Source organism: Paraburkholderia sp. MPAMCS5 (assembly GCF_036016995.1).
Classification (GTDB): domain Bacteria; phylum Pseudomonadota; class Gammaproteobacteria; order Burkholderiales; family Burkholderiaceae; genus Paraburkholderia.
This window is the reverse complement of sequence record NZ_JAYXBK010000012.1, coordinates 1-25,923: the sequence shown is the minus strand read 5'-3', so window position 1 is coordinate 25,923 and position 25,923 is coordinate 1. Positions and strand designations below refer to the sequence as shown.

Annotated in this window: 17 protein-coding genes and 1 pseudogene; 9 read left to right on the top strand and 9 right to left on the bottom strand. The window is 63.3% G+C overall.

Annotated elements, in window-relative coordinates; all coding sequences use genetic code 11:
• Positions 1-16: 16 nt before the first annotated feature.
• From tssC to tssA, 3 genes are all read right to left on the bottom strand, one after another.
• A complete protein-coding gene (tssC, locus tag VOM14_RS23200) occupies positions 17-1,513 on the bottom strand; it encodes a type VI secretion system contractile sheath large subunit (RefSeq protein WP_327631096.1) in 1,497 nt (498 codons plus the stop codon).
• A 25-nt stretch (positions 1,514-1,538) separates the two neighbouring features.
• Complete coding sequence (gene tssB / locus VOM14_RS23195; RefSeq protein WP_327631095.1) at positions 1,539-2,045, bottom strand: type VI secretion system contractile sheath small subunit; 507 nt, start codon at positions 2,043-2,045, stop codon at positions 1,539-1,541.
• Positions 2,046-2,129: 84 nt separating this feature from the next.
• On the bottom strand, positions 2,130-3,173 hold the full coding sequence (tssA, locus tag VOM14_RS23190; protein ID WP_327631094.1) for a type VI secretion system protein TssA: 1,044 nt from the start codon (positions 3,171-3,173) through the stop codon (positions 2,130-2,132).
• Between the two features lie 737 nt (positions 3,174-3,910).
• Between tssA and VOM14_RS23185 the strand changes: the two genes are divergently transcribed.
• Both VOM14_RS23185 and VOM14_RS23180 read left to right on the top strand, forming a co-directional pair.
• Positions 3,911-4,645 (top strand): hypothetical protein, encoded by a 735-nt coding sequence (locus VOM14_RS23185; RefSeq protein ID WP_327631093.1) that lies wholly within the window; start codon positions 3,911-3,913, stop codon positions 4,643-4,645.
• Between the two features lie 36 nt (positions 4,646-4,681).
• On the top strand, positions 4,682-5,482 hold the full coding sequence (locus VOM14_RS23180) for a PP2C family protein-serine/threonine phosphatase (protein WP_327631092.1): 801 nt from the start codon (positions 4,682-4,684) through the stop codon (positions 5,480-5,482).
• Between the two features lie 20 nt (positions 5,483-5,502).
• Here the strand turns inward: VOM14_RS23180 and VOM14_RS23175 are convergent, their stop codons facing one another.
• The 3 genes from VOM14_RS23175 to VOM14_RS23165 form a co-directional block, all read right to left on the bottom strand.
• On the bottom strand, positions 5,503-10,344 hold the full coding sequence (locus tag VOM14_RS23175; RefSeq protein WP_327631091.1) for a beta strand repeat-containing protein: 4,842 nt from the start codon (positions 10,342-10,344) through the stop codon (positions 5,503-5,505).
• Between the two features lie 209 nt (positions 10,345-10,553).
• Positions 10,554-12,230, bottom strand: a complete 1,677-nt coding sequence (locus VOM14_RS23170; RefSeq protein WP_327631090.1) for a ShlB/FhaC/HecB family hemolysin secretion/activation protein — start codon at positions 12,228-12,230, stop codon at positions 10,554-10,556.
• A 6-nt stretch (positions 12,231-12,236) separates the two neighbouring features.
• Positions 12,237-14,483: a CHAT domain-containing protein gene (locus VOM14_RS23165; protein WP_327631089.1), complete on the bottom strand. Its 2,247-nt coding sequence runs from the start codon at positions 14,481-14,483 to the stop codon at positions 12,237-12,239.
• A 280-nt stretch (positions 14,484-14,763) separates the two neighbouring features.
• Between VOM14_RS23165 and VOM14_RS23160 the strand changes: the two genes are divergently transcribed.
• Positions 14,764-16,797 (top strand): serine/threonine-protein kinase, encoded by a 2,034-nt coding sequence (locus VOM14_RS23160; RefSeq protein WP_327631088.1) that lies wholly within the window; start codon positions 14,764-14,766, stop codon positions 16,795-16,797.
• A 103-nt stretch (positions 16,798-16,900) separates the two neighbouring features.
• On the opposite strand, the gene VOM14_RS23155 is transcribed toward VOM14_RS23160, so the two are convergent.
• From VOM14_RS23155 to VOM14_RS23145, 3 genes are all read right to left on the bottom strand, one after another.
• Positions 16,901-17,887, bottom strand: a complete 987-nt coding sequence (locus VOM14_RS23155; RefSeq protein WP_327631087.1) for a hypothetical protein — start codon at positions 17,885-17,887, stop codon at positions 16,901-16,903.
• Between the two features lie 147 nt (positions 17,888-18,034).
• The gene (locus VOM14_RS23150) at positions 18,035-19,045 is read right to left on the bottom strand and encodes a hypothetical protein (RefSeq protein ID WP_327631086.1); all 1,011 of its coding nucleotides are present in this window, start codon (positions 19,043-19,045) and stop codon (positions 18,035-18,037) included.
• Between the two features lie 74 nt (positions 19,046-19,119).
• Positions 19,120-19,926 (bottom strand): FadR/GntR family transcriptional regulator, encoded by an 807-nt coding sequence (locus tag VOM14_RS23145; protein ID WP_327631085.1) that lies wholly within the window; start codon positions 19,924-19,926, stop codon positions 19,120-19,122.
• A gap of 151 nt (positions 19,927-20,077) precedes the next feature.
• Between VOM14_RS23145 and VOM14_RS23140 the strand changes: the two genes are divergently transcribed.
• The 6 genes and pseudogenes from VOM14_RS23140 to VOM14_RS23115 form a co-directional block, all read left to right on the top strand.
• Positions 20,078-20,959, top strand: a complete 882-nt coding sequence (locus VOM14_RS23140) for a branched-chain amino acid ABC transporter permease (protein ID WP_327631084.1) — start codon at positions 20,078-20,080, stop codon at positions 20,957-20,959.
• Complete coding sequence (locus VOM14_RS23135; protein WP_327631083.1) at positions 20,956-22,749, top strand: branched-chain amino acid ABC transporter ATP-binding protein/permease; 1,794 nt, start codon at positions 20,956-20,958, stop codon at positions 22,747-22,749. Before VOM14_RS23140 ends, VOM14_RS23135 begins: the two co-directional genes overlap by 4 nt.
• Positions 22,742-23,473: an ABC transporter ATP-binding protein gene (locus VOM14_RS23130; protein ID WP_327631217.1), complete on the top strand. Its 732-nt coding sequence runs from the start codon at positions 22,742-22,744 to the stop codon at positions 23,471-23,473. The genes VOM14_RS23135 and VOM14_RS23130 overlap by 8 nt, the downstream gene beginning before the upstream one ends.
• Before the next feature lie 71 nt (positions 23,474-23,544).
• A complete protein-coding gene (locus VOM14_RS23125; RefSeq protein ID WP_327631082.1) occupies positions 23,545-24,477 on the top strand; it encodes a 3-hydroxyacyl-CoA dehydrogenase in 933 nt (310 codons plus the stop codon).
• Positions 24,478-24,585: 108 nt separating this feature from the next.
• The gene (locus VOM14_RS23120; RefSeq protein ID WP_327631081.1) at positions 24,586-25,707 is read left to right on the top strand and encodes an ABC transporter substrate-binding protein; all 1,122 of its coding nucleotides are present in this window, start codon (positions 24,586-24,588) and stop codon (positions 25,705-25,707) included.
• Between the two features lie 69 nt (positions 25,708-25,776).
• Positions 25,777-25,923: pseudogene (locus VOM14_RS23115) on the top strand (IS5/IS1182 family transposase); the annotation flags it as partial.

The following is a 25,923-nucleotide window of genomic DNA, read 5'->3' as shown; positions in this document are numbered from 1 at the left end:
TGCGCGGGAATTTCCGTCATGCCGCCTTCGCGGACGGAAGCTTCGACACGAGCCGCAACGAGACGGTCAAGCCTTCCAACTGGTAATGCGGGCGCAGGAAAAACTTCGACGTGTAATAGCCCGGATTGCCCTCGACTTCTTCGATTACCACTTCAGCGGCCGCGAGCGGGCGCCGCGCCTTGACCTCTTCCGACGAGTGCGCCGGATCGCCGTCGACGTAATTGAGAATCCAGTTTTGCAGCCAGCGCTGCATGTCGTCCTTCTCCTTGAAGCTGCCGACCTTGTCGCGCACGATGCACTTGAGGTAATGCGCAAAGCGGCTGCAGGCGAACAGATACGGCAGACGGGCAGCCAGATTCGCATTCGCGGTCGCATCCGGATCTTCGTATTCCGCCGGCTTGTGCAGCGATTGCGCACCAATGAAGGCGGCGAAATCGGAGTTTTTCTTGTGCACGAGCGGCATGAATCCGTTCTTCGCCAGCTCGGCTTCGCGGCGGTCGCTGATGGCGATTTCGGTCGGGCATTTCATGTCCACGCCGCCGTCGTCGGTCGGAAACGAATGCACCGGCAGATCCTCGACGGCGCCGCCTGACTCGATGCCGCGAATCCGCGAACACCAGCCATACCGCTTGAAGGACCGGTTGATGTTCGTCGCCATGGCGTACGCGGCGTTGGCCCACGTGTACTTGCTGCTGTCCGCGCCGGCCGTGTCTTCCTCGAAATCGAATTCGTCGACGGGATTCGTTTTGGCGCCGTACGGCGCGCGCGCGAGGAAGCGCGGCATCGCGAGTCCGACGTAGCGCGAATCCTCGGACTCGCGCAGCGACCGCCATGCGGCATGCTCGGGCGTCTGAAAGATCTTGGTGAGATCGCGCGGATTGGCGAGCTCCTGCCACGACTCCATCAGCATCACCGCCGGATCGGCCGCCGCAATAAACGGCGCGTGCGCCGCGGCGGAGATCTTGGCGATCTGCGTCAACAGATCGACGTCCGGCCCGCTGTTGTCGAAGTAATAATCGGCCACCAGCGCACCATACGGTTCGCCGCCGAACTGGCCATACTCTTCTTCATAGAGCTTCTTGAAGAACGGACTCTGATCCCAGGCGACGCCTTTGTATTTCTTGAGCGTCCTGTACAGATCGCCCTTCGATACGTTCATCACGCGGATCTTCAGCGTTTCGTCCGTCTCGGTGTTGTTCACCAGATAGTGCAAGCCGCGCCATGCGCTCTCGACTTTCTGGAACTCTTCCGTGTGAATGATCACATTGATCTGTTGGGTGAGTGTCTCGTCGATCGCCTTGATCATCGACTCGATGCTCGCCAGCACGTCGTCCGGAATTAGTCGGGTGCTGCCGAGCGCCTGCTGTGCAAGCGTGCGCACCGCTGTCTCGACGGCTTCCTGGGCCTTCTCGCTCTTCGGTTTGAATTCCTGTTTCAACAGGGCCGCAAAATCGCTTTCTCCAAGCGCCGCTTCGTCGCGCTGCGCTTGTCCTTCGGTGCCAGGTTCAGCCATGGTCAGACTCCCCTTTGGTTCACGCTCATTCCTGCGGCTTCGGTGCGGATGCCAGCGCCTGCAGCAGCGCCGGGTCGTTCAGCAGTTTTGCGATCAGATCTTCCGCGCCGGTCTTGCCGTCCATGTAGGTCAGCAGGTTCTGCAACTGGCCGCGGGCCTTGAGCAGTTGGGCGAGCGCCTCCACCTTGCCGGCGACGGCCGCCGGCGAGAAGTCGTCCATGCTCTCGAAGGTGATGTCCACGGGCAGATTGCCGCCGCCTCCCAACACATTCGGCACCTGCACGGCGATGCGCGGCTTCATCGACTTCAGACGTTCGTCGAAATTGTCGACGTCGATTTCGAGAAACTTGCGATCCGCAACCGGCAGCGCGGGCTCGGCCGGCTGCCCGGAAAGATCGGCCAGCACGCCCATCACGAAAGGCAGGTTGACCTTCTTCTCCGAACCATAGACCTCGACGTCATACTCGATCTGCACGCGCGGCGCCCGATTGCGCGCGATGAACTTCTGGCTGCTTTCCTTGGCCACGTCCATTCCCCTGGTTGACGCCGCACGGGCCGCGAGTCGGTGGCGCGTAACCGGCGTTGCTAAACGCGATAAAAGCTCATCCCCGCCTGCTTACTCGTTCTCGTTGTCGATACCGCCGACCTGCCGCGCCTGGCCCATCCCTTCGGGCGCGAGGTCCTGCAGGATCTCCATGAAACTTTTATCGACCAGACGGCGCGCGCGCATCAGCAGCATCGGCACCGGACTGGACGGTTCGTGGCGCTGGTAATAAGCACAGATCCTGTCGATCATGCGCACCACGTCCTGGCGATCGGATATGTCGCCGGTGATCGGCGTGGCGGCCACACTCGCGCCCTTGCTTTGCGCGGCGCTTGCCTCACCCGCCTGCCCATCCGTGGATGCCGCCGCGCCGTCGAGATTGCCGATGCGCTCGGCGAGGAAATCGGCCGCGCGCCGCAGCATTCGCACGAGCGGCGACAGGTCGATTGAACGGGCCGCGCCGACGCGCTCGGTCAACACGGTTTCGATGCGCATGGCGCTATGCAGCGCGTCGCGCAACGCCGTATGCGTTGCGCTCGCGTCGTCGTGCGCATCGGCGATCACCGCGTCGATCGAACTGAGCGACTGGGGTTCTGCATCATCCGGAAGGGGAATTTCGCCGGTTGCATATTCGATACCGCGCAACGTGACCACACCGCTCGCACGCGACGACGCGAGCGGCGTGTCGCGAACGTCGAGCAGCAAGCCGGACTGTTCGGCGAGGGCCGTCAGGGCATTGACGCGGGCGGTCGGGTCGTTGTCGTCGTCGGCATCGAGTTGCGGATAGACGTGATCCCAACGTTGTTCCAGCAGGCCTTCGATGAGCGCGAGCCCCTCCGCGAATCCGCTGAAGCCCTTGCGGTTCAGCAGCGCGCGAGACAGGTGCGCGGCGACGCGCAGGTCGCGGCTTTTCGCGAGCAACGCAAGCGCTAAGGCCTCCGCGATTTTCCAGTCTGGCGGCGTGGCGGCGACCAACGTTTCGCCGTACTGCACATCCGGCTTGCCGCGCACGACCTGTTCCAGTTCAAGGAAGTCAGGGTCGTACTCGAGGTCGTCCCCGCAAGGATTGTCGGTCGAAATTTCGGCAAGCATTACGCCCGCAGCAAGCGTGGCCATGGCTCGGATCGGTCCTGGATGAGTCGTCTCTACGTACCGCGCGTACCGCGAACGTGCGGTACGGGTCACCTCGACTGCAACAAATCAGCGCTTTTCAAAATGCATGCCGCTCTAATTCGATTGCTTGCGCATGCGTAATCCTGCGCAATACCGCCCTTCGGACTTTCTCACCGACCAATCCGATATGAGAATAGCACGCAGCCTGAAAAATTAAAGCCGCGCAGCGTAAAAGCCAAGCCATTCAATTAAAACAAAAATCCCTGCTTTGCAGACCCTTTTTTCCTTAACCAGTTAAAACGCCAACATCCATTATTGTCTGACAATTTCAATACGTACGACGATATTAGCTACTATCGGACAGCCGCATCACCCTTGTCTGACGGGGTCTGCATCGAATCTCGTGACACCTTGGTAAACGAAGCAAGCGCTTCAATTTTAAAAAATCGTCGGGCCGAAAAAGCACGTAACAACTCATATAAAATTCATTGCAAATACGACTCGATTCCGCTCACCACTCACCAATTAGCATTTACGAGACCCAGTTTTATCTTGTATTAAATAAAACGGCTCAATAAACTGACAATGGTTCTAACGCCGCTGACGTCCGGGCGATGCATATCCGGTATTGCACATTTTTCCGGTGGCGCGAGCGCCAATGCGTCGCACCAGCGGCGCTCACCACTGCGGGGTGGCAAGTGGAACATGTCCAAAGAACGGCAGCGACGGTCGACCACGTCATGGAAGGCGCTTTGCCCGATCTGTGGCAACGGCGCACATGTCTGAGCCACGACGAAATGGCGTCGATCTATACCATCGTGCACCGGGCGTTGACGGCCTATCATCCGTCGGAATTGCAGGCGCTCGGCGAAGACAAGGAAGAACTCATCTCGCAGTTCCTCTATCTCAAGGTTTTTCGTCTGGAGTCCGCGCAGACGACAACCCGCTTCCCGCTACACAGCGCGCCGTCGAGCAGTCAAGCCGTGTGCGCGTATTTCCGCCGCTATCTCATCGACTGTCTGCGCAGCGCGAGCCATCAACGCAACGTGTCGCTGGATGAAAACGAGGTGATGCTGGAGATCGACCGGAAAGCCGCCTTCCATCACGATCCGATCGGCTCAGTCCTGATGCAATACGGTTTGCACGAAGCCGAGGTGCGGGAATCCGCGTCGCACTTCATCGAGTCGCTCGACGACGCGGACCGCATGCTGCTCGCCGGCAGTCTCGGCTGGCTGTCGAACCAGAAAGGCGGCTTGTCGCAGGTAGCGGCGCGTTATGGCATTGCGTCGTATCACTACCGGGCGCGCAAGCTGGGCGTCACGCTGAAAAAGAACTCCATACCGGCCGATTTCGCTCGCACTGAAATCGGCCAATGGATCGTGGATCGTCTCGGCATCGACATCACACCCGGCAATCGCATTGCGATCCTGCTCGTGCTGGGCATTCTGTCCGCACAGTCGCAAGCGCGGGAATAAGTCGACGACAACCCGAGAGCACATGAGAGGTCAACGGTGCAACTTGTCACCGCAAGCCTGACGGACCCTGGCGGCCGCTCGCGCAATGAAGATTCGTTCGGCGACTGGTCAAGCGAGCGGCTCTACTATTGCGTCGTCGCGGACGGCGCCGGCGGACACGGCGGCGGCGATACGGCCTCGCGCATCGTCGTCGACTCGGTGCTGGCGGATTTGCGCTATCTGACCGTCGCCGAATTGCCGCCGACGGGCGAGCGGCTTGTCAGCGCACTCGTGCATGCCAACGAGAACATCCTCGAAGAACAGTCGCGCAGCAGCGGCCACGAGAAAGACATGCGCTCGACCGCTGTCCTGCTGGCGATCGACCGCGAATGCCGGACCGCCGCATGGGCGCACTGCGGCGACACGCGGCTGTACTGTTTTCGCCAAGGCGGGATTCACGCGCAGACTCGCGATCACAGCATGGTTCAGGAGATGGTGGACGCGCAGTTGCTCCTCGCGCAGGAGATGCGTCATCATCCGCGCCGTAACGTGCTGTATGCCGCGCTAGGCACCCGGGATCAACTGGACATTGCGGGTTTGGACGGCACGTTCCCGGTGCTCGATGGCGATGCCTTTCTGGTCTGCACCGATGGCCTCTGGGAATATGCCGAAGAAGATTTCATTGCCGATGCGCTTGCATCCGCCGACACGCCCGCTGCCTGGCTTGACGCACTGGCCGCCCAGGTGCGGGCAACAGCCAGGGTTAATCACGACAATTACACGGCGGTCGCGGTATGGGTGCGCGGCGATCCCGAAACGACGGTGTTCAAGCCGACCCCGGTTTCGGCGCAGGTCTAAACGTGCCGGGGTCCACGCGCCTAAAAATCTCCGCAACCATGCTGGCCATTCAACACCATGCAACTGTTCAGATTCGGCTGCGAGCGCACGCGCTTCCATTCGACCGCGAGCAGATCCTGCGCATCGCCCGATGGCGCCGTTGTGAAGAGCGGTTGATTCGAGCCGATGCAGATGTTGGTGCCTTGCAGGTTGTTTTCATAGACAAAGGTTCGTTCGTCGTTGCCGAGAAGCGTCTGCAACCCGCTCTGGGCGACCGGCGCCACTTGCTCGACGGTCAGCGTGCCCGCCACGTTGTTCACCACATAACCCACGCCCGACACAAAATCCGGATTGATTGAATACCGTCCGGCGGGCGAAGCCGGTGTCGCGGCCGAACTCACGTTGCCGCTGAGCGTGGCGGCGGCGCTGTCCTGATTGATCAGGCCGCTTACGGTGTAGGTCAAGGGTGGATTGGGCGCGCCGATCGGCCGCGTTTTGCCATCCGCGGTGACTGTCACCGTGGGCCGGTCCACATACACGAAATGGTTGCCTGTCGCGGGCACCGTGCCGCTCCAGCTGCAACCGGCGCCGAACCTGCATCCATAGAAATTGGGTTGCGCGGTGTTGGGCTCTACGTTGCCGCGCGTCTCGCCGTTCCACGTCAACGCCCACGTTCGCCATGCGTTGCCCGCGCTCAGCGTGCCGCTTCCCTCATTGGTGAAGACGCCCTGTTCCATGACGAGGTCGATCGATCCGCCGGCGCTCAGATTCGTGTTGGCTCCGCCGGTCGGTCCGCCGGGCGACGCCGCGCCGCCGCCGAGCCCAATGTTGCCCGTGGCCGACTGCGCGACGAGACTGCCCGTCAGCGTGGAGTTCGTGCCGTCGATCGTCGTCACTATGCTGTTTGCGGAATCAAAAGTGTGGCTGACGATCGGGCCAATCACAAAACTCCCTGAATTCAGGAAGTTCACATTGCCCGCGCCGACCATCGACAGCACACCGACCTGGTTTTGCGGATCGGTCAGCGTAAAGGTTCCGGGGCCCGCGAGCAGCAGACCGGCTGCCTGAATGCCGCCCGGATCGGTAACCGGCCCCGCCGACGCCAGCGTCAACGTCTTGCCGGGCAACGACACACCAAACGGCAACCTGATGCCCTGGCTGCCTGCGCCCGGATTCGCCAGCGTCAGGCTGGTCACGAAACTGGGGCGCACCGGCGTGCAGCCCGTGCTGCCAGTCGGGCATTGCTCGTTCACCGTGATGAGGCCCTTGTGCGAGCTGGACCCTAGAACGATTGTCTGGAAGGCCGTCGCGAACGTCTGGAATGTCGCTGGATCGATATTGAAGCCGCCGCCCGTGCCGAATAAGGTGATCGTGGTCGCGTCAAGCGGGGTAACGGCGAAATTGTTCGATGCGTCGACCGAAGCAGGTGCCAGCGCCAGGGTGCCGTTGGGCGCGTTGATGGTGGACGCAGCTCCGTTGGTGCCCGAAAACCGGCTGACCAGGCTGCTGGTGCTGCCGTCGTTGGACGCACGCAAAATCACGGAACCCTGATTGCCCGCCGTGATGTTGACCGCGCCCGGCCCAGGATTGGCGTTTGCCGACAGCGGCACGGCGCCGATTCCCAGGCCCGCGTCGGCGGTATTGGTCGATCCCGTGATCGAGACGGCGCTACCGGAGCCTTGCGCCTGAACGCTGCCGCTCGCGATCAGCACCCCATAGTCGAAGAACTGATTCGTCGTGCTTCCGGTTCCCGAGGGGCCCGCCACCGCGCCACGCAATTCAATGCGATTGCCGTTCACAGACTGAATGGAGGAGCCGTCGGCCAGCAAAATCCCGTATGCGGCCGGCCCCGTCGCGCTGCCGAACACGGATATCAAACCCGTGTTCGTGGTGATCTTCGAAGGCTGTCCCTCCGAGCCGCTGCTGTTGTCAAAACGGACACCACCCACTGAAGCGATGGACGACACCGCTCCTGTGCTGGTTCCCGTCAAGGCAATGTTGCCGCCCGCCGTCGTGATCGACGACTGGTCGACATCGACGCCGGCGCCGCCGTTAGATTGAGATGACACGGAGCCGTTCACGGCAACGTTGCCATTGCCCGTGACAATGGAGGCATCGTTTTGCAGCACAGCGCCAAGGGCGGATTGTCCGGCGGCGCTTCCCCCCATATTCACCGCGCCGGCATCGGTGCGAAGCGCGGCGCCGGACAGCGCGACCCCCTGACCGAAATCGCCGGCCGTGCTGCCCTGGATGTTGATCGCCCCGTTCGCGGCATTCGAAGACCGCGTGGCGATCAGCACGTCCAGAAGGCCGGCACCGAGCGACTCCGCACCGCTCGCGCGGCCGACGAGGTTCACATTGCCGGTGGTGGTTCCAATCGTCGGCGTGGCTGTTCTCGAACCCAGCATTTCAATGCCGAACAGGCCATTGGTCAACGCGGTGCCCGATATGCCGACGTCGCCCGCGCTGGTGCTGATCGACGAACCGCCGGATAGCGAAAAGCCGACACCGTTCGTTCCGGAACTGGACGCCACGATATTCACAGCCCCGCTCGATGCAGTGGTCGACTGGGTCGAAAGCGAAGCCGCGTCCAGATGCACGCCAATGGAACTCGCGCCATCCGCCGTGCCGTTGAGGCTGATGCCGCCGCTCGTGGTGGCGATGGAACCGCCGGTTGACATCGAAACGCCCACATTGCCCTGATTCGAAGCACGTCCGAGGACCGATACCGGGCTGCTGTTCGTCGTGATCTTCGCCCCATTGCTGATGGCCACGCCGGTCGCGCTGGTGAGGGTACTCGCCGCTATCGTGGCGTCTCCCACGATGCTTACGCCGCCTTCGCCGTTTGACGACGTGGCCGCCTGAGTGGTGATGAAACCGTCGCTTATCGTGACGCCGGTCGCGACGCCGCCCGTCGCGCTTCCGGTGAGCGACACGCTGCCCGTTCCCGTGGCAATGGTCGAGGTTTTTCCGGTGGCGCCCAGACCGAGGAACACACCGCTATTGGTGCCGGCATTGCTCGACGTTCCCGAGACGGCGACGTTGCCGCTCGTCGTCGTGATCGAGGAGCCGTCAATCAGCGCGGCGGTTCCCTGGTTCGATGCGCCTGAAATCGAAACAGCCCCGTTCAACGTTGCGATGCTGCTGTTATTCAGAACGACCGGACCGTTGTTGGCGATCGAGAAGCTTCCCCCAACCGTGGTCACACTCACGTTGGTGAGATTGACCGTGCCCGCGCCGACCGTGGACCCGTTCACATTCGCCTGGAGCACCACATTGAGCGGGCCTGAAAACGAGGTGATGTTTTGCCCGGTATCCGTAATCGACCCCAGCGCGCTGAGCGTGAGCGTGGGTGTCGTGCGGATGTTCGCGGCAGTCGCCGTCTTGGTGATGGGCGTCATGATGACAATGTCGCCGGCTTGCGTGCCGACGCCCGCTGAGCCGGCCGTCGAAATCGTGACGGAAGTTCCGGCGTTCAGCTCGGTGGTGATGAGCGAGCTGACCAGCTGGCTATCCGTGCCCGCGGGCGCGAACATCGTGGGCGTCGTACTGTTGCCGGGTGTCTCGGTGGCCAAGGTGCCCGACGCGGCCTGGACAATATCGATGTTCTGCGGGTCGAGCAGCCACGAGCCGCCCTTGCCTTTGGGCGCTGAGGCGACGATCTTCACTCCAGTGGTGTCCAGATAGTGTCCGGAGGTCTCGATCATTCCGCCATCGCCGCCCTGGGCGCCGCCGCTCGCCGACAGCGTGCCATAGACGCGGCTGACCGTATTGCTGTACGCGATCACATTGCCGCCGTTGCCGTTGGCCAGCGCATCCGCGCGAAGCTCGGCCGTCGGCGCCATCCACACGGCGTTCGCATTGCGAATGTCCAGCTCCGCGCCGCCCGCGCCACCGCCCAAACGAATCTTGCCGCCGCCCGCCGCGCCGCTCGCATCGACATGCGCGCCGTCGAGGAGCGCGACGTTGTAGCCCGTGGCATCGACGCGGCCGCCCGTCATGCCCGCGCCGCCGGTTGCATCGAGCGTGCCGCTCAACTGGGTCACGCCGCTCGCGCCGCCATCCAGCAGGATGTGGCCGTTGCGCTCGCTCAGACTCCGTGCACGGACGATGCCTTGCTGGTTGATCACCGTCCCCGCGAGGGCGTCGGCCGATTGCGCGCTCATCACCACCGCGCCGCCGTCCGCCGACAGCGTGCCGGTGTTGCCGAGCAGCGCGTTCGCCACGCCCTGATTGATCTTGAGCGTAGTCAAGCCGTCGCCGGCAAAATCGAGGGTGATATCGCTGCCCGCGCCGAGCGTAACGGTGCCGAGCCGCGCGGCCACGGTGCCGGCGTTGGTGACCGTGCCGCCGAGCAACGCGATGGTGCCGCCGTCCTGCGCGCTGAGCGAGCCCTGGTTGACAACGGGGCCTGGCGACGCGCCGACAAAATGGAAATGGCCAGCAAGAAAATCGGCGTCGCCGATATTGAGTGTCGAGGCGATCATCGACCCCACATTGACCACCGATCCCTGCGCGAATATCACGCCTGAGGGATTCACCAGAAACACCTTGCCGTTCGCCTGCAACCTCCCGGCGATGACGCTCGGGTCGTTGCCGGTCACACGGTTGAGCAGCGCCGAACTCGCCGTCGGCTGCGAGATCACGACGGCTTCGCCCGAGCCGATAGAGAACGAATTCCAGTTGACGATCGCATTGGGCGTCTTCTGCCCGATGTTCATTTGCCCCGCAGCCGGCGAGTTGACGCTCACCGTACCGGACACCACCGTCGCGCCGGTCGGATTCGCAAACAGCGATGGCGGGCCCGACGCGGCGAACAGCAGCGCCACCGCGATCGCGGTGGTCAGGGCACGCATCGATCGCATACTGCGTGGCTTCTTCATGGCGAACCTCCGCGCCGGACATACCCCGGCTCGACACACGATTCAACGACCTCGTTCCTGTTCCTGTTGCCTGTTCCTGTTGCCTGTTCCTGTTGCCCGTTCCTGTTGCCCGTTCCTGTTGCCCGTTCCTGTTGCCCGTTCCTGTTGCCCGTTCCTGTCCGGCAGCCGCGCCGCACCGAAGACAGAAAGTCCGATTGTGTGTCCCGAGCTCAAAACGCCTTTGACAACTGCACATAAAACCGTGGCACGCGATCGTTATTGGTCGTGTCGGGTCCGGTCGTGCGCCAGGCAATCGTGCCTTGCAGCGAAAATCCCGCCGCAGCGGCCCAGAAACCGCCGATGCCCACGCCACTGCGTGTGATGCTGTTAGCGCCCTCGCCCGGCCGCGAGTTCGCGTTATAGCGGCCCGCGCCGAAGTCGAAAAAACCGAGCAGAGTCAGCCGCGAGCTCACCGCATAACGCCCCTCCAAAGTCGCGACGAAGCCTTCGTCGACGAGGGCCTCGGAAGGCGAATACGCGCGCACCGCATGCGGCCCGCCCAGCAGGAAACGCGACGAGTTATCGAGCGTCGTCGCGGCGTACTGACCGGATAGGCCCAGGAAAACGCTCGCCTTGTCGGTCAATGCATTGAGCCGGTTCGCAAAAAACGTCACGCGCATTTCCGTGCCTGCGGTATTGCGTCCAGAGGACGATTCGTCGAGCGCTCGGTCCGCCTCCGACTTGAAGTCGAGCGAGCCGACCAGCAAGGCCACGTCGGCACTATTGAATCCGCCGCCGAGCAGGCCGTCGCGGCTCTCGAAACTGAGACCGACACTGCCTTCGATCATCGACTTATGGGTGTGCTGCGAAACGAGGCCAATGTTGTCGATCAGGTCGCGATACTCCAGATTGGCGCGTCCCAGCAGATTGACGTTGCGCGCGCGCACGAGCGGATGCGTCACGGTCAGATCGACGACCGTGGCTTCGCCTTGCGCGTCGAGCGTCGAAAACTCCTTGCCGAGCGCATAGTTCAGCCGCGCCACCGCAACGCCGACCCGTGTGCCGTACGGATCGACGGGCGCCTCGTAACCGACGCGTCCGTAGGCCGTGTCGAGCCGCTCGCTGCCGAGCAGGCGCAAGTCCAGGTTGTCGCCGATCATGAACGGCGAATTCAGCCTCGCCAGCGCGCCGAGCCGCCAGGTGCCGCTCGACGGCGTGCCGTAGTTGTCCATCGTGGCGGCGAAGCTCCAGCGTGCGGCGGGCGCAACGTTGATCGACAGGTCGACTGTGCCGACCTCGCTGCCGGCCTCGATCGCCGACGACACCACAATGCCCGGCAAATCCGACAGCAGCAGCATGGTGCGCTCGAGGTCGTGCTGCTGAAGCGGTGCGCCGACAGGAATCGCGGCCACGCGCTCGCGCAACAGCGCCTCGCGCACCGGCGTGCCGGCCGCCACATTCAGGTTGACGCGCCCGACGCGCCCTTCGAGCACGCTCAGCTGGAGATTGCCGTCGCTGACGTCCTGTGGGGGAATCACCACCTGCGCGAGCACATAGCCGCGTTCGCGATAGATTCGCGTGATCCGCGCGGCGATCGTCTCGATGTCCGCGAAACCGATTGTCTTGCCGATCTGATCGCGCACGGGCGCGAGCAACTGATCGGCAGGAATCGTATCGTTGCCCTGGAGTGAAATGCTCCTGAGCACGAAGGCCGGCCCGGACGCCGTCACGCCGGCCGGCGCGGGCGGCGGCACGGCCGGCAGCGCGGCTGCGCCGCCGGGCGGAACGGGACGCGTCTCGCGCGGCTGGGTCTCGTTGAGCAGGCTGCCCGCGTTGGGCAAGGTTTGCCCCCACGCCAGGGCGCTGCTGCATGACACGGCGGCGGCCATCAGTCGGATTCGGGTCATCGTGATTCAGCGCGAAACCGTCACGCGCCAGCCCCCCATCAGATCGAACGGCGCCCAGAAAAACGGATGCGAGAAACGCGGATTTTTCAGCACGGCCAGTTGCGCGGTCCGCATTGCGTCGATGGCTTCGCGCCCTTCGGTCAGTTGCGCATAGAACATGCGCATGGTCAGCGCGCTCGATTCGTCCGCGACTGGCCACATCGACACGATCAGGCTGGTGGCGCCCGCATAGAAAAACGCGCGCGTGAAGCCGAGTATTTCGTCGCCGCGCGCGATCCGGCCAAGCCCGGTTTCGCACGCGGACAAGGTCACGAGCGCGACGTCGTTGAGCTTCAGGTTGTAGATGTCGCGCGCGAGCAGCATGTCCGGGCCATCGGCGGGCTGCCCCGGCGGCGCAAGCAGAATGCTCGAATGCAATGGGTCGAGCGTGTCCGCCTCGGCGTGCGTCGCGACGTGCAGCACGCGGCCAGCGGGCGCGTTGTCGCGAAAGCTCACGCGCGTCGCCGCGCTGTGCAGGAACACCTCGTTGCGCGCGAAGAGCGGCGCAATGCCCTGCACTTCGGCTTCGGCGCCGGGCAAGGCGAACGCGGGCGTGATCGTGGGGTTGCCGAACGCGACCAGGTTGCTCGCGATCCGCTGCTGCCGTTGCGCGAGCTGCACCGCGACACTCGCCGACGGTTCGAGCGCGATGGCATGACGTTCGATCAGAAAGCCGTCGCCATCGTGAAGCGCCTGAAACGGCAGATAGTGCAGCGCCTCATGCGGCACGATGATGAGCCGCTCGTTCGGGCGCAGGCCGAGCGGCGCGATCAGCATTGCGTCGAGCTTGTCGCCGTCGGTCAGCGCGGCGGGGCTTCGGCGCACGATGGCATTGCGCATGTCGGTGACGGCGGCGTCCATGTCCGCGCGCGAGATCGGCAGCGTGTGTCCGATCAGCCCGTCGCGGCGCACGACCCAGACAACCAGCGATTTGTCGAGGCTGTGAAACTCGACGATCGCCTCGTCCGGATTGAGCGCCCTGCGCGTCGCGGCGAGACTCGGCACCTGCCCGTTCAATTGCTGGTCGTCGACGCCCGCATCGACGCGATTGCGCACCACGTCGAGCAACGCGCGCGCGCGGCTGCGTTCGGACAGATTCCAGGCGCTTTCGTAATCGCCGGTTTCGAGCGTCAACGCGATAGCCTGTTCAAACACCGTCTGCGTGTCGCCGAAGAGGCCTGTCTTGAACTCATCGCTATGAAAGCGCGCGCGGATTTTTTCCGCTTCGCCGACCGCCGCGAGATACGCCTCGCGCGCCGCCGGCCGGTTGCCGAGCGCGAGATTGGCGCGGCCGATTCCTTCGTCGGCCCATAAGGCGTCGTAGCTCGCGTCGCTCGAAGCGCCGTTTTGCGCGAGCAGCGCCTGAAAGGCGCGTTTCGCGTCATCGGGCCTGCCTTCGGCGAGCAGAAGATTACCCTCGATTCGCCGATACGCCGGCACTAAATCCGCGGTTGCGGGCGGCCCGGCGGCGTCAAAAGTCTTGCGCGCGGCGGCGGTGTCGCTTGCCGCGATCTGGGCGTTGGTCATCGAAAGCAGAATCAGCGGCTTGTAGCGCGGCGACGCGGTGGTGAGCGCGTCGTTGTACGCGGCGAGCGCCTCTCGCGGATTGCCGCGGCGCAAGGCGACGTCGCCCAGCACCTTGCTGGCGGGCGCGTAGACCTGTTCGGGCGCGTTGGGCGTCGAGGCGAGCGCGTCTCGTGCATAACGCACGGCGTTATCGAAATCGCCCGCATAGCTGTAGGCGATCGCGAGATCGCGCTTGGACAATGCCGCGAGGTCGGCGTTATGGGTCTGCCCAGCGACCACCAGCGCGCGCGCCGCGGCGTTGACGCTATCGCGGAAGTCACCGCGCTCGGCAGCCGCGACCGCCATGCTGCAATAGTCGTAGGCAGGCAGTTTGACGCGATCGCGCGACAGCAGAAGCCGTCCTTCCGCAGTCAGCGTATTGAGTGTTTCGGCGTCCCGTTCGCGTTCGGCGGCCTGGCGGAAAGCGGGAGATTCGGGCGCGAGCGCAGCGCCGCCGGCTGGCTTCGCCACGGGAGCGGACGCCTGCGCCGCAAGTGCCGCGCCGGCCGCAAGCAGCATGACCGAACCGGCGATAAACGCCATCGCCCGCGACGTCGCGCCGATAGGCCGGCTGAACGCCGCGCAATGGCACAGCGCGTGGCGCGCAATACGCCTCATCCCGCTCAGCAGACCTTTGCGCTCGTTCACGTCGAACATCCTGCAAGACGGTAATGGAAAACGGCTGGCGGACAGAATGCGCACACGGCCTGCAGGCTGCGTGCGAAGTTCGACTACATCGCTGTAAACGATCTGGCCACGCGGATTTTAAATGTCCAGGCGGGCGCGCCGATTGAAATCGACCCGCTCGCGTGCCGTCTTTTAAAAAATCGACCCGCTGATCGTCTTAAGGATGCACGCGTCTCACGCGTGGCGGTGACGCTTGCGTGCGCGGTGCGGCGTCATCGAATACTCCAGGGAGCCGAAGCCGATGAGCAGCCCCGACGACAAAACGGTGATCGTGAAACGGCAGCCCGCGCCAGAGGTTCAGCAAGGCGGCGCCGATGCTGTGGACCCGGACCGCACCGTCGTCACGCGGCCAGCCACGCCCGCCGGCAACGCACAGCACGCACAACACGCACTGCCCGCCGGCACGCGGCTCGGCGAGTTCGAGATTGTGAGCCTGATCGGCGAAGGCGGCTTCGGCATCGTGTACCTCGCCTACGACACGCAACTCGGCCGGAACGTCGCGATCAAGGAGTACATTCCGGCCGCGCTGGCGTCTCGGGTCGGCACGGCCGAGGTGTCGGTCAAGTCGGAGCGTCATGAGGACACTTTCCGAGCGGGACTGAAGAGCTTCATCAACGAAGCGCGCCTGCTCGCGCGTTTCGATCATCATTCGCTCGTTAAGGTGTACCGGTTCTGGGAAGCGAACGGCACGGCCTACATGGTGATGCCGTACTACGAGGGGATGACGCTGCGCGACGGTTTGCGCCTGATGCCCTCGCCGCCCGACGAAGCCTGGCTGCTCGGCCTGCTCGCGCCGTTGATCGACGCGCTCGCCGCGCTGCATGCAGCGCAGTGCTATCACCGCGATATCGCGCCGGACAACATCATGTTGCTGAAGGGCGGCGGCCGTCCGCTTCTGCTCGACTTCGGCGCGGCGCGGCGCGTGATCGGCGACATGACGCAGGCGCTGACGGTCATCCTGAAGCCAGGCTATGCGCCGATCGAGCAATACGCCGAAGTCGCCGCCCTGAAACAGGGGCCATGGACCGACGTCTATGCACTCGCCGCCGTGGTGTATTTCGCCATCCTCGGCAAGACGCCGCCGCCTTCGGTCGGCCGCATGATGAGCGACACCTATGTGCCGCTCGCCGATGCGGCGGCTGGCCGCTATTCGGCGCAATTTCTGCGCGCGATCGACCACGCGCTCGCCGTGCGTCCGGAAGACCGGCCGCAGAGCGTGCATGCCCTCGCAAGCGAGCTGGGCATTGCGATGGAGACGTCCGATCCCGCGGACATCGCGAGCGGCGGCGATGCAGCCGGCGCGGGCCGGCCGCGCGGCTCATCGTCGGGTACGACCTGGCAGAACCCGTCTCGCGCCGGCGACAAGGCCACGCGCGGAAGTGGCAGCACGGAGCGCCGTCCACCACGCGCGGTGGCCGCGGTGGCCGCGGTGGCCGCGGTGGCCGCGGTGGCTGAGGGCAAGGAGCGCAACAAAACGGGGTTGATCGCCGGCGCCGCCGTTTGCATCGTCGCGCTTGCGGGCGGTGGCGCCTGGGTCGCAACGCGTTCGTCTTCGCCGGCCGCGACTACGTCGCCATCTGCGTCGCCATCTGCGTCGCCATCTGCGTCGAAGTCATCGCCTTCGGGTGCCGAGTCGCCGACGCGCTCGGGCCAGGTGGCTGCGGTCGCGCCATCCGAGAACCCATCGCCATCCGTGGCACCCGTGGCGCCCCCGGCACCCGTCACGCCGCTTCCCGCTACGCTTGCGGCCTTCACGCCCGGAGGCGAATTCGACCGCATTGCGACGCTGGCCGATTCCGCTATCCACGTCACCGGAACGCTGCGCAGCACGACGGCCCGCATCGGCAAGGACCATTTGCAGTTCAAGCTGAGCAGCAACCGCGCCGGCTACGTCTACGTGTTCATGGTCGATCCGGCCAACCAGTACCTCATGCTGTTTCCGAACGGACTGGACAGCAACAATACGATCGCAGCCGGGCAGACGCTCTCGCTGCCGCGCGCAAGTTGGCCGATGCTCGCCGGCGAACCGCCCGGCCCCAACCGTTTTCTGGTACTCGTGTCGCCGGTGCCGCGCGATTTCTCCGACGCCGGACTGAAGCCCGGAGCCGTGTTCGCCACCTTCACGGAGAATGCCCAGCGCGAGGCCGCGGCGCGGCGCACATCTCGCTATTCGCCGTTCGCGGGCAAGCCACGCTGTGCAGCGGACGCATCCGCCTGCCCCGATGCGTTCGGCGCCACGCGCTTCACCATCGACGCCATCAAACCGGCGGGATAAACGCTCGCGCAATGTCCGTGTCTGGTCAGCGATCCGGCGCCATGCGTCGACGACGCCCGATAACGTTGTTCGCTCCCCGAAGCCCGGCGCGTCGCCGGTTCCGCTAGTGACGAATGGTCAACGGGCGCCAATAGGTCTGGTCGGCGGGAGGTGTCCAGTTCGCATCGGCGATATCGGCGATGGGCTGGTAGTCGCCATTGGCTGTCCGCTCGATGAAGCGGCACCAGTTTTCGGGAACACTCTCCCAGTCTATGTGCAGGCATAGACGGCCTTCGTCGGTGACGTTCCAGTTGCCGCTCGCGCTGTGCGCGCCGTTGCGGACACCTCCGCCACCCCAATAGACGGTCAGCGTGCCGTCCGGTTTATTGACCCATTGTCTGAGCGCGCCCGACGTGTTGGTTCGCAACATCGTCGAGCCCGGCACCAGCGCCAGCAATTGATCCCGCGTGAGCCTCGGCGGACGTCCCGTGCCTGCCGCGCGCTGATCGCCTGGAGCCGCATTTGAAGCCGCGCCTGGAGCCGCGCCTGAAGCCGCGCGTGAAGCCGCATTTGCACCCGCAATAGGGCCGTGCACCTGCGCACTGGCGTTGGCTTGTGTCTGCTGCGGCACCGATGGATTGCGCGGCGTGTCTGCCGACGGCGCAGGCGCCGTTGCCGCCCTGGCCGCGGCGGGCGTGGACGCAGCGGGTGTTGCTGGGAGAGCAGCGGCCGGCACCGCCGACGCTGTCGTGGGCGCCCGAGCCGCTTGCCGTGACGAGCCAGACGCCGGACTCGCGGCTTCGGAAGCAGCCTTCGCGTTGCGCTTTGCCCTCGCTGCAGCAGCGCGTTGCTCTGCCTTGCGCTTTTTCTGTGCCTCGTCAGTGCGCGGTTGGGACGCCTGATCGAGAACGAAATCAACGCGCTCGATGCGGGCGCCGGTCTCCTGCATCACAAGACGGACGCGCTGCGATGCCGGCCAGACGTCTGCCGGCTGGGCCGGCTGCATCCACTGCGTTTCCTGCGCCTGCACGGCATTGGGACAAAGCAGCGCCAGTGCAGCGTAGAGAAGGGTTTTCCCAATTGGGCGGCTCAACGTGGTGCAAGTCCACATCGTCGGTCCTAGCGCGGAAGAGACAAAAAATGTCCAGGCTCATGCTTCTAGCAAAATAGTCTATCGGCGCAACGCTCCGCAATCGGAAATTCGCCCGACGGGACTGTTTCGGTTCGCGAAACCGCCAAGGCAAGTTGAACAGATCGTTCAAGCCTTCAATTCCTGCTTCATGATTCGTTGGAGGCCTGGGTAATTTGGCCGGATCGTGAAGTGCAGATAGATGTCCCAACGTTTGTCGGCCGGGTCTCCGCCGCAATCCAGAATCATCGAGTTTCTGATGGCCCTCAGGGTCTTGCCTTGCGGAACGCCCTGGGCGCCGTCTGACATCCCGAAACCCAGGTATTTGTTTCCGCCCCCGCCACCTGACTCGATGCACACGAGGTTCCAACCGGAGGCGGCGCCTCCCTTTTTTGCTCGCTGCGCGGTGTCCTGAAACTTTTGCATACTGTCCTGGGAGTGAACAAAGTAGACCCAATCGCCCGCCTGGATAGTCGATTCGTCGGGCCTCAAGGTTTTCCGGATATAGGGTTGATTGTGTCTCGATGGATCAGTCCCGATGATCTTCAAGTCCCGGAAAATAACGTTGAATACGGCATCACCAACGAGATCGCAAATCGAGTTCAGAAAAACGACAAGTGCTGCCGCTTCGCACTCACAAACCGTCAGCCGTCCGCGTATGAAATTGCGTATGGAATCGCACGGCCTCGCGGACGCCATCAGATGGAAATTCTTGCTCGCCCCGACGAAGCCATCGGCCATGCCGTTCCAGCTCAGCAGCGTGATCAATTCCTTAGGCAAAGAGGTGACGTTGTAACCGTCCGACACGGGCATCCTGTTGAGGTGCTCCTTGAGCACCGTCACGTCACGCCGGGTCTGATCGGTGACCTTCTGATAGGGCGCCGAGGCAAACGATTGTTCAAGCTGATCCGTGCCCATCGTGAATGGACGACGATCCGCGACCTTGAACTCGTCGGAATAGAAGATGGTCTTGCCGTGGCGGGACTCCAGTTCAGTCATCCACGCAACCATGGAATTCACAAAGGCGTTCTGTCCGCAATGAATGGCATCGACATGCTTCTGGTGACAGGCGGCGCACTCGCCCAACGAATTGGCGGGTGTTTCAAACTGGTTGAAACACAGCGTGTTGGAACACTTCATGAATCGCCTCCTGACTGTGCTGTTCGATGTAGCGAACGCGGAGACTGCTTCTGTGACGGACCCCGCGGCTGCAATCAGCGACCGAAACTGCTCACCAGATCTCTCGCAAGCTCGCCGCCGCTTCCGGACCAGAAATCGCGATCCGCAAGACGGACGCGTTCGGCCACGCACAGCATATGATCGCCGGCCGCTACGCGCGCGCGATCTGGATCGCCCGCCGCGATCGCCGCGACAATTCCTTCGTGTTCCTCACTAACCTGGCTCATGAAGTCCAGCCGGCGTGCCTCGTTGGCGCGTGTGACTTTCACCGCGAGTCGGATCTGCTGCGTGAACATCTCGACGAATCGTACCCAGTAAGGATTCCCCGTCGCCTCGGCAATGCACAGGTGAAAACGCACGTCTTCTTCGACGCCGTCGCCGCCCTTGCGCATCGCATCTTCAACGGCGCGCAGTGCATGCTCGATGGCCGCCAGTTGCCCCGGTGTGCGGCGCACGGCGGCGAGCGCGGCGATTTCCGCTTCAAGACCGCGCCGGACTTCTGTCAGGTTCAGGAGCGACTGCACGGACTGTTCAGTCAAGGGGTCGCCCGTTGCCGCGCGTGAAAGCGCCGTCTGGCAAACAAATGCGCCGCTGCCTTTACGCGTGATCAGAAGTCCGTCGGCCTTCAGAAGCGCAATGGCTTCGCGGATCACCGTGCGGCTCACGCTGAAGTGCTGCGCCATCGCATGCTCCGACGGCAAACGTGTGCCGGGCGCGAGCCCTTCGTTGCGAATCTTCGCCAGCAGCTTCTCTGCGACACGCTCGCCGAGCGTGCCGGCGTCAAACGTGCCAGTGGTCTCGCCGTCCGTTTCCGCCACGGCGCCAAGGGTCGCGGAGGTCATCAGTCATCCCCTTTCAAATGCGTTAACCGTGCAGTCATTGTACGCAATTCTTTTTCTGTTGACAGCTTAAGAACAGGTTAATATCATTTCCGAACAACTTTTAAACATGTTGTTGCTTAAGAGGCGGCAACAAGACAGGAGGAGACGTGCGATGAGCCTCGTGGTCAATAACGTCCAGGTGTTGTTCGCCGGACTTGCGCTGGGTTCGATCTATGCCCTGGTCGCACTCGGTTTCGTGCTGATTGTCAGAGCGACGAACGTCGTCAATTTCGCGCAAGGCGACTTCGCGATGGTCGGCGGCTTCGCGATGGTCGCTTTTCTCAGCAGCGGCCTGCCTTACTGGCTCGCGTTCGTGCTCGCGCTCCTCGCGCTGGGTGTGTTCGGCGTGATTTTCGCGCTCGGGGTCTACTACCCGCTGCGCCATCGCTCGTTTCTGCCTGTGATCATCAGCACGCTGGGCGCGTCGATCTTCATGCAGAACGCCGCGCAGTACATCTTCGGCCCCCAGCCGCGCGCGATGGACCGTCTCTTTGCCAAACCGGGCATCGAGGTGGGCGGCGTCTTCATGGACACGCAGTATCTGGCGATACTCGGCTTCACCGCGCTCGCCGTCACGTTCCAATATGTGCTGTTCGAACGCACGATGCTCGGCAAGAAGTTGCAGGCCACGTCGCAGGACAAGGACATGGCGCGGCTCGTCGGCATTCCGGTCGCGGGCATGATCGCCTTCACGTTTTTCTATAGCGCGGTGCTCGGCGGTCTCGCGGGCGCGCTCGTGTCGCCGATCCTTTTCGTGTCGATCGGCATGGGTTCCATCATCGCGCTCAAGGCGTTCGCCGCCGCGATCATCGGCGGCTTCGGCGACATCACGGGCGCGATCATCGGCGGGCTGCTGCTCGGCGTGGTCGAGAGCTTCGGCGCGCAATACATCTCGGTCGCCTACAAGGATGCGTTCGCATTCCTGTTGCTATTCCTCTTCCTGCTGATGCGCCCGCAAGGCATCTTCGGCGAAAAGATTTCGGAGAAGGCATGAATCAGGTATCCGCCTCCACCCGGCCGGCTCCCGTCGCGCGCGGCAGCCGCTTCAGCTCCGGCGCCGCCGTGCTGGTCTTCGTGGCGCTTGCGGTCGCGCTCGTGCCCTTCGTGGTCCCGCTTACGCCTTACGTGCTGAACATTTTCATGCAGGCGGCGACATACGCGATCGCCGTGCTCGGCATGACCGTCGTGCTCGGCTACACCGGGCAGATCAACCTCGCGCAAGCGTCCTTTTTCGGGCTCGGCGCGTATGCGGTCGGCCTCGGCACCGTGGTGCTCGGCCTGAACTTCTGGGTCACGCTGTTGCTCGGCATCGGCCTCGCGACGGTCGCGGGCTTCGTGCTCGGCCTGACGACGCTGAGGCTCGGTGGCCACTACCTCGCGATGATCACGATCAGCTTCCAGCAGATCTTCGATCTCGTGATGGTCAACTGGTCGGGCGTCACGCAAGGTCCGGACGGCGTCGCGGGCATCGGCCGTCCGTCCATCTTCGGCTTGCAGTTCTCCGACGACCGGATGTACCTGGTGCTGTGCCTCGTATTTCTCTACGCTGCCGTCGCCTTCGTCTGGTGGCTGCCGCACACGCGCATCGGCCGCGCGATGCGCGCGGTGCGCGAGAACGAGCTTGCGGCCGAGGTGATGGGCGTCCATACGCTGCGCGTGAAAGTGACGGCGTTCACGCTGAGCGCCGCGCTCGCGGGCATTGGCGGCGCCTTCTACGCAGCGGGCTTCGCCTACATCAGCCCGGATAACTTCAACTTCGCGCGCTCGATCGAATTTCTCACGATGACGTTGCTGGGCGGCGCGGATTCCGCTTTCGGCGGCGTGTTCGGCACGGGCCTGCTGATCGTGCTGCCCGAGTGGCTGCGGTTCTTGAAAGACATCTATCTCGCCGTGTACGGTCTCGCCGTGATTCTGATCATGGTATTTCTGCCCGCGGGCATCTGGGGTCTCGTGCGCGGACGGTTCGGGCGCGCAGCGAAGAGCGCGTCGATCGACGTCGACAGCATTGCGCCGCTCGCGCTCGATGTCCCGCTCAACAATTGCGCGCCGATCCTCAAAGTCGAGAACATCGCCAAGCACTTCGGCGGGGTGAAGGCGGTGGACGGCATTTCACTGGAAGTCGCGCGCGGGACCGTGCATACGTTGATCGGACCGAACGGCTCGGGCAAGACCACCACGCTGAACGTACTGAACGGCATTTACAAGCCGACGAGCGGCGGGATGACCTTCGACGGCATCGACATCACCGACATGTCGCCGCATCAGCGCGCGGGGCTCGGCATCGGCCGCACCTTCCAGAACATTCGCCTGTTCGCGTCGATGTCGGTGGTCGAGAACGTGATGGTCGGCGCGCAGCGCGCCAACAACCCGATCGCGAACACGCGTGCCGCACTGCACGAACGCGCGTTGTCGGCGCTGAAATTTGTCGGCATGGCGGAGCAGATGCATTTGACCGTCAAGAACCTGCCTTACGGGCATCAGCGGCTTATCGAAATTGCGCGGGCGCTCGCGGGACACCCGAGCTTTCTTCTGCTCGACGAACCGGCGGCCGGCCTGAACCTGACAGAAAAGAAAAATCTCGGCGAACTGCTCAAGCGCCTGAAGGGTCACGGCATGACCATCTTCCTCATCGAGCACGACATCAGTCTGATCGAACAGGTGTCCGACACGATCACCGTGCTGAACTTCGGCAAGAAGATCGCCGAAGGCAATCCCGGCGACGTGATGTCTCATCCTGAAGTGGTCGCCGCCTATCTTGGGGAGAACGCACATGCCGATGCTTGAGCTGAGTCATATCGAAAGTCACTACGGCCGCGTGCAGGCGCTCCACGGCATTTCGTTGCATGTCGAACAGGGCGAGATCGTCGCGCTGCTCGGCGCGAACGGCGCCGGCAAAAGCACTGCGCTGCGCAACGTGTCAGGGCTCGTCGCGCCGACGCGTGGACAGATCCGCTTCAACGGCAAAGCGATCGAGCGGATGTCGGCGGAGAAGATCGTACGCATGGGGATCGCGCATGTTCCCGAAGGGCGGCGGATCTTTCCGGGGCTGACGGTCAGGGAAAACATCATGATCGGCTCGTCGCCGCGCGGCCACGTGAGCCGGCGCGTGCTCGAAGCCGATGTCGAAGAGATGTACGCGATCTTTCCCGATCTGCGACGCCTCTCCGATGCGCTGGGATGGAGCCTCTCGGGCGGTCAGCAGCAAATGCTGGCCGTGGCGCGCGGGCTCATGTCGAAGCCGAAGCTGCTGATGCTCGACGAGCCGTCGCTCGGCCTCGCGCCGATCATCGTGCAGCAACTCTTCGCAACGATCCGCTCGATTCGCGAGCGCGGCACGACGGTGCTGCTCGTCGAACAGAACGCGAATATGGCCTTGTCGGTGGCCGATCGCGGCTACGTGCTCTCGACGGGGCGAGTGATCGTGGAAGGCACGCCCGCAAGCCTGCTCGGCAATGAAGAAGTGCGTGCCGCCTATCTGGGCGGCAAGGCGCCCGCCACCACCGGATAACACCGTGGCCGCGCGCCGTTTTTCAACATACGTTCGCCCATTTCTGGTGAGAGAACATTAGGGAGTCAAGGATGGAAAGAATAGCAATCATCGGCGCGGGACTCATCGGTTGCGCCTGGGCCTCGGTTTTCGCCCGCGCCGGGCATACGGTGGCGCTGTACGACATCGACGCGAACGCCGTGGCGAACGCGCGCGCCACGGTAAAGGCCAGCCTCGTCAAGCAGCACGCCGTGGGGCTGATCGGCGAAGATCCGGAAGTCGTGCTGTCCCGCGTGAGCGCGACCAATTCACTGGAAGACGCCGTGAGCGGCGCGGACTTCGTGCAGGAAAACGTTCGCGAGACAGTCGACGCGAAGAAAGAAATCTACGCGAAGCTCGACAAGCTGATCGGTCCCGGCACGCTGCTGGCCAGTTCGACGTCGGGCATCCCGGCGTCGGCCTTCACTGAGGAGATCGCATGCCGGCAGCGCTGCTTCGTTGGTCATCCTATCAATCCGCCGTCGGTCGTGCCGCTAGTCGAACTGGTGCCCGCGCCGTGGACCGACCCGGCCGTCATTGAACGGGCGCGAGCGATCTATGCGCGCGCCGGGCAGGTGCCGATCGTCGTCAATCGCGAGATTCAGGGCTTTATCGTGAACCGTCTGCAAGGCGCGCTGCTTGCCGAAGCATTTCGTCTCGTCGAGGACGGCTACGTGAGCGGCGGCGATATCGACAAGGCTGTGAAGGACGGTCTGGGCCTGCGCTGGTCGTTCATGGGGCCGATGGAAACGATCGACCTGAATGCGCCGGGCGGCATTCGCGATTACTGCGCGCGTTACGGTCCGCTGTACCACGACGTTGCAAAACAGGCGACGCCGCGTGCATGGACCGATGCGCTGATCGGCAAGCTGGAGCAGGAACGTCTTGCCGAATTGCCGGCTGAGCAGCGCCCCGCGCGCGGAGCATGGCGCGATCAGCGTCTGATGAACCTCGTCGCGCATAAGCGATCGGCACCGAACGAATAATGTTGCGCAACCTGGAACCCGGCGCGGCTTGACCGCTGCATCGGGCGCCGGGCCTTCTACGTCTGGAGACACGTTATGAAAAAAAATTCATCATGGTTTGCGGCCCTCATGGCTACCACCGCTTCCACTGCTGCGCTCGCGCTGGCGTCGTCGCCCGCGCTGGCCGCGGCTCCCATCACATTCGGCATGATGACCGAGAGTACCGGGCCAAGCTCCGAAGCGGGCATCTATCAGGCGAACGGCGCAAAGCTCGCACTCGACGAAATCAACAAGGCGGGCGGCGTGCTCGGCCATCAGCTCGAACTGCGTGACGAGGACAATCAGAGCACGAATCCGGGCTCCGTCCTCGCGATGTCGAAGCTGACGAGCGCGGGCAATCTGTCTGCGCTGATCGCGACGGTTCGCAGCACGCAGATTCAGGCGATCTCTCCGACCGTGATGCGCGCGCGCCTGCCGATCCTCGTGGGCGGCACCGACGTCGGCCTCACGCACGCGAACAATCCGTGGATTTTCCGCGCACGTCCGAACGACGGCTATTCGGCAAAAGTGATCGCCGACTACGGCGTGAACACGATGAAGCTGAAGAAATGGGCTGTCGTGTATTCGACCGATGCGTTCGGCAACGGCGGCAAGAACAATCTGACTGAAGCGCTCAAAGCGGCGGGCATCACACCCGTGATCGTGCAAGGCTTCACGAGCAATTCGCAGGACTTTACGCCGATCGTGCTGGCCGTGAAGAACTCGGGCGCGGACATCGTCGCGACGTACATCGCGAATTCGACCGATGTCGCGATCTTCGGCAAGCAGTTGCGTCAGCTCGGCGTGAAAGCGGCGTGGATCGGCTCGCCGTCCGTATCGACGGCAACCGCGATGAAGCTCGGCAGCGACGCTCTGTACGGTTCCTATTCGATCGCCGACTTCTCGCCCGATTCGAGCCCGGAAGCGCAGGCCTATGCGCAAAAGTATCGCGCGGCCTATAAGGTCGAGCCCGATTTCTATTCCGCGTGGGCGTACGACTCCGTGAAGCTGCTGGCGCTCGCCATCAAGAATGCGAACAGCACGAAGCCCGACGATATCGCGAAGGCGCTGCACGAGATCAAGGGCTATAAGGGCGTTGAAGGCGGTTATTCGTTCGACAAAAACGGCGACGGTTTGCACGGCTACAACATTGTGAAGAACGATAGCGGCAAAATCGTTTTCGTGAAGCACATCGATTTTAATAATCAATAAAGCGGCCGAGGGCGTGTGAAAACGCATTTATCGCCTAAACTGAATCAACACATTGAGACCGGGTGACTCATGAAGCGATTCGTTGAAGGCGATGACCGCAAACAGATCGCACTCCTTCCCGAATGCGTCGACGACTACATCGGGCAGGACAACCCAGTGAGGGTGATAGATGCCTTCGCCGACGAACTGAACCTTGCGGAACTCGGCTTCAACGGT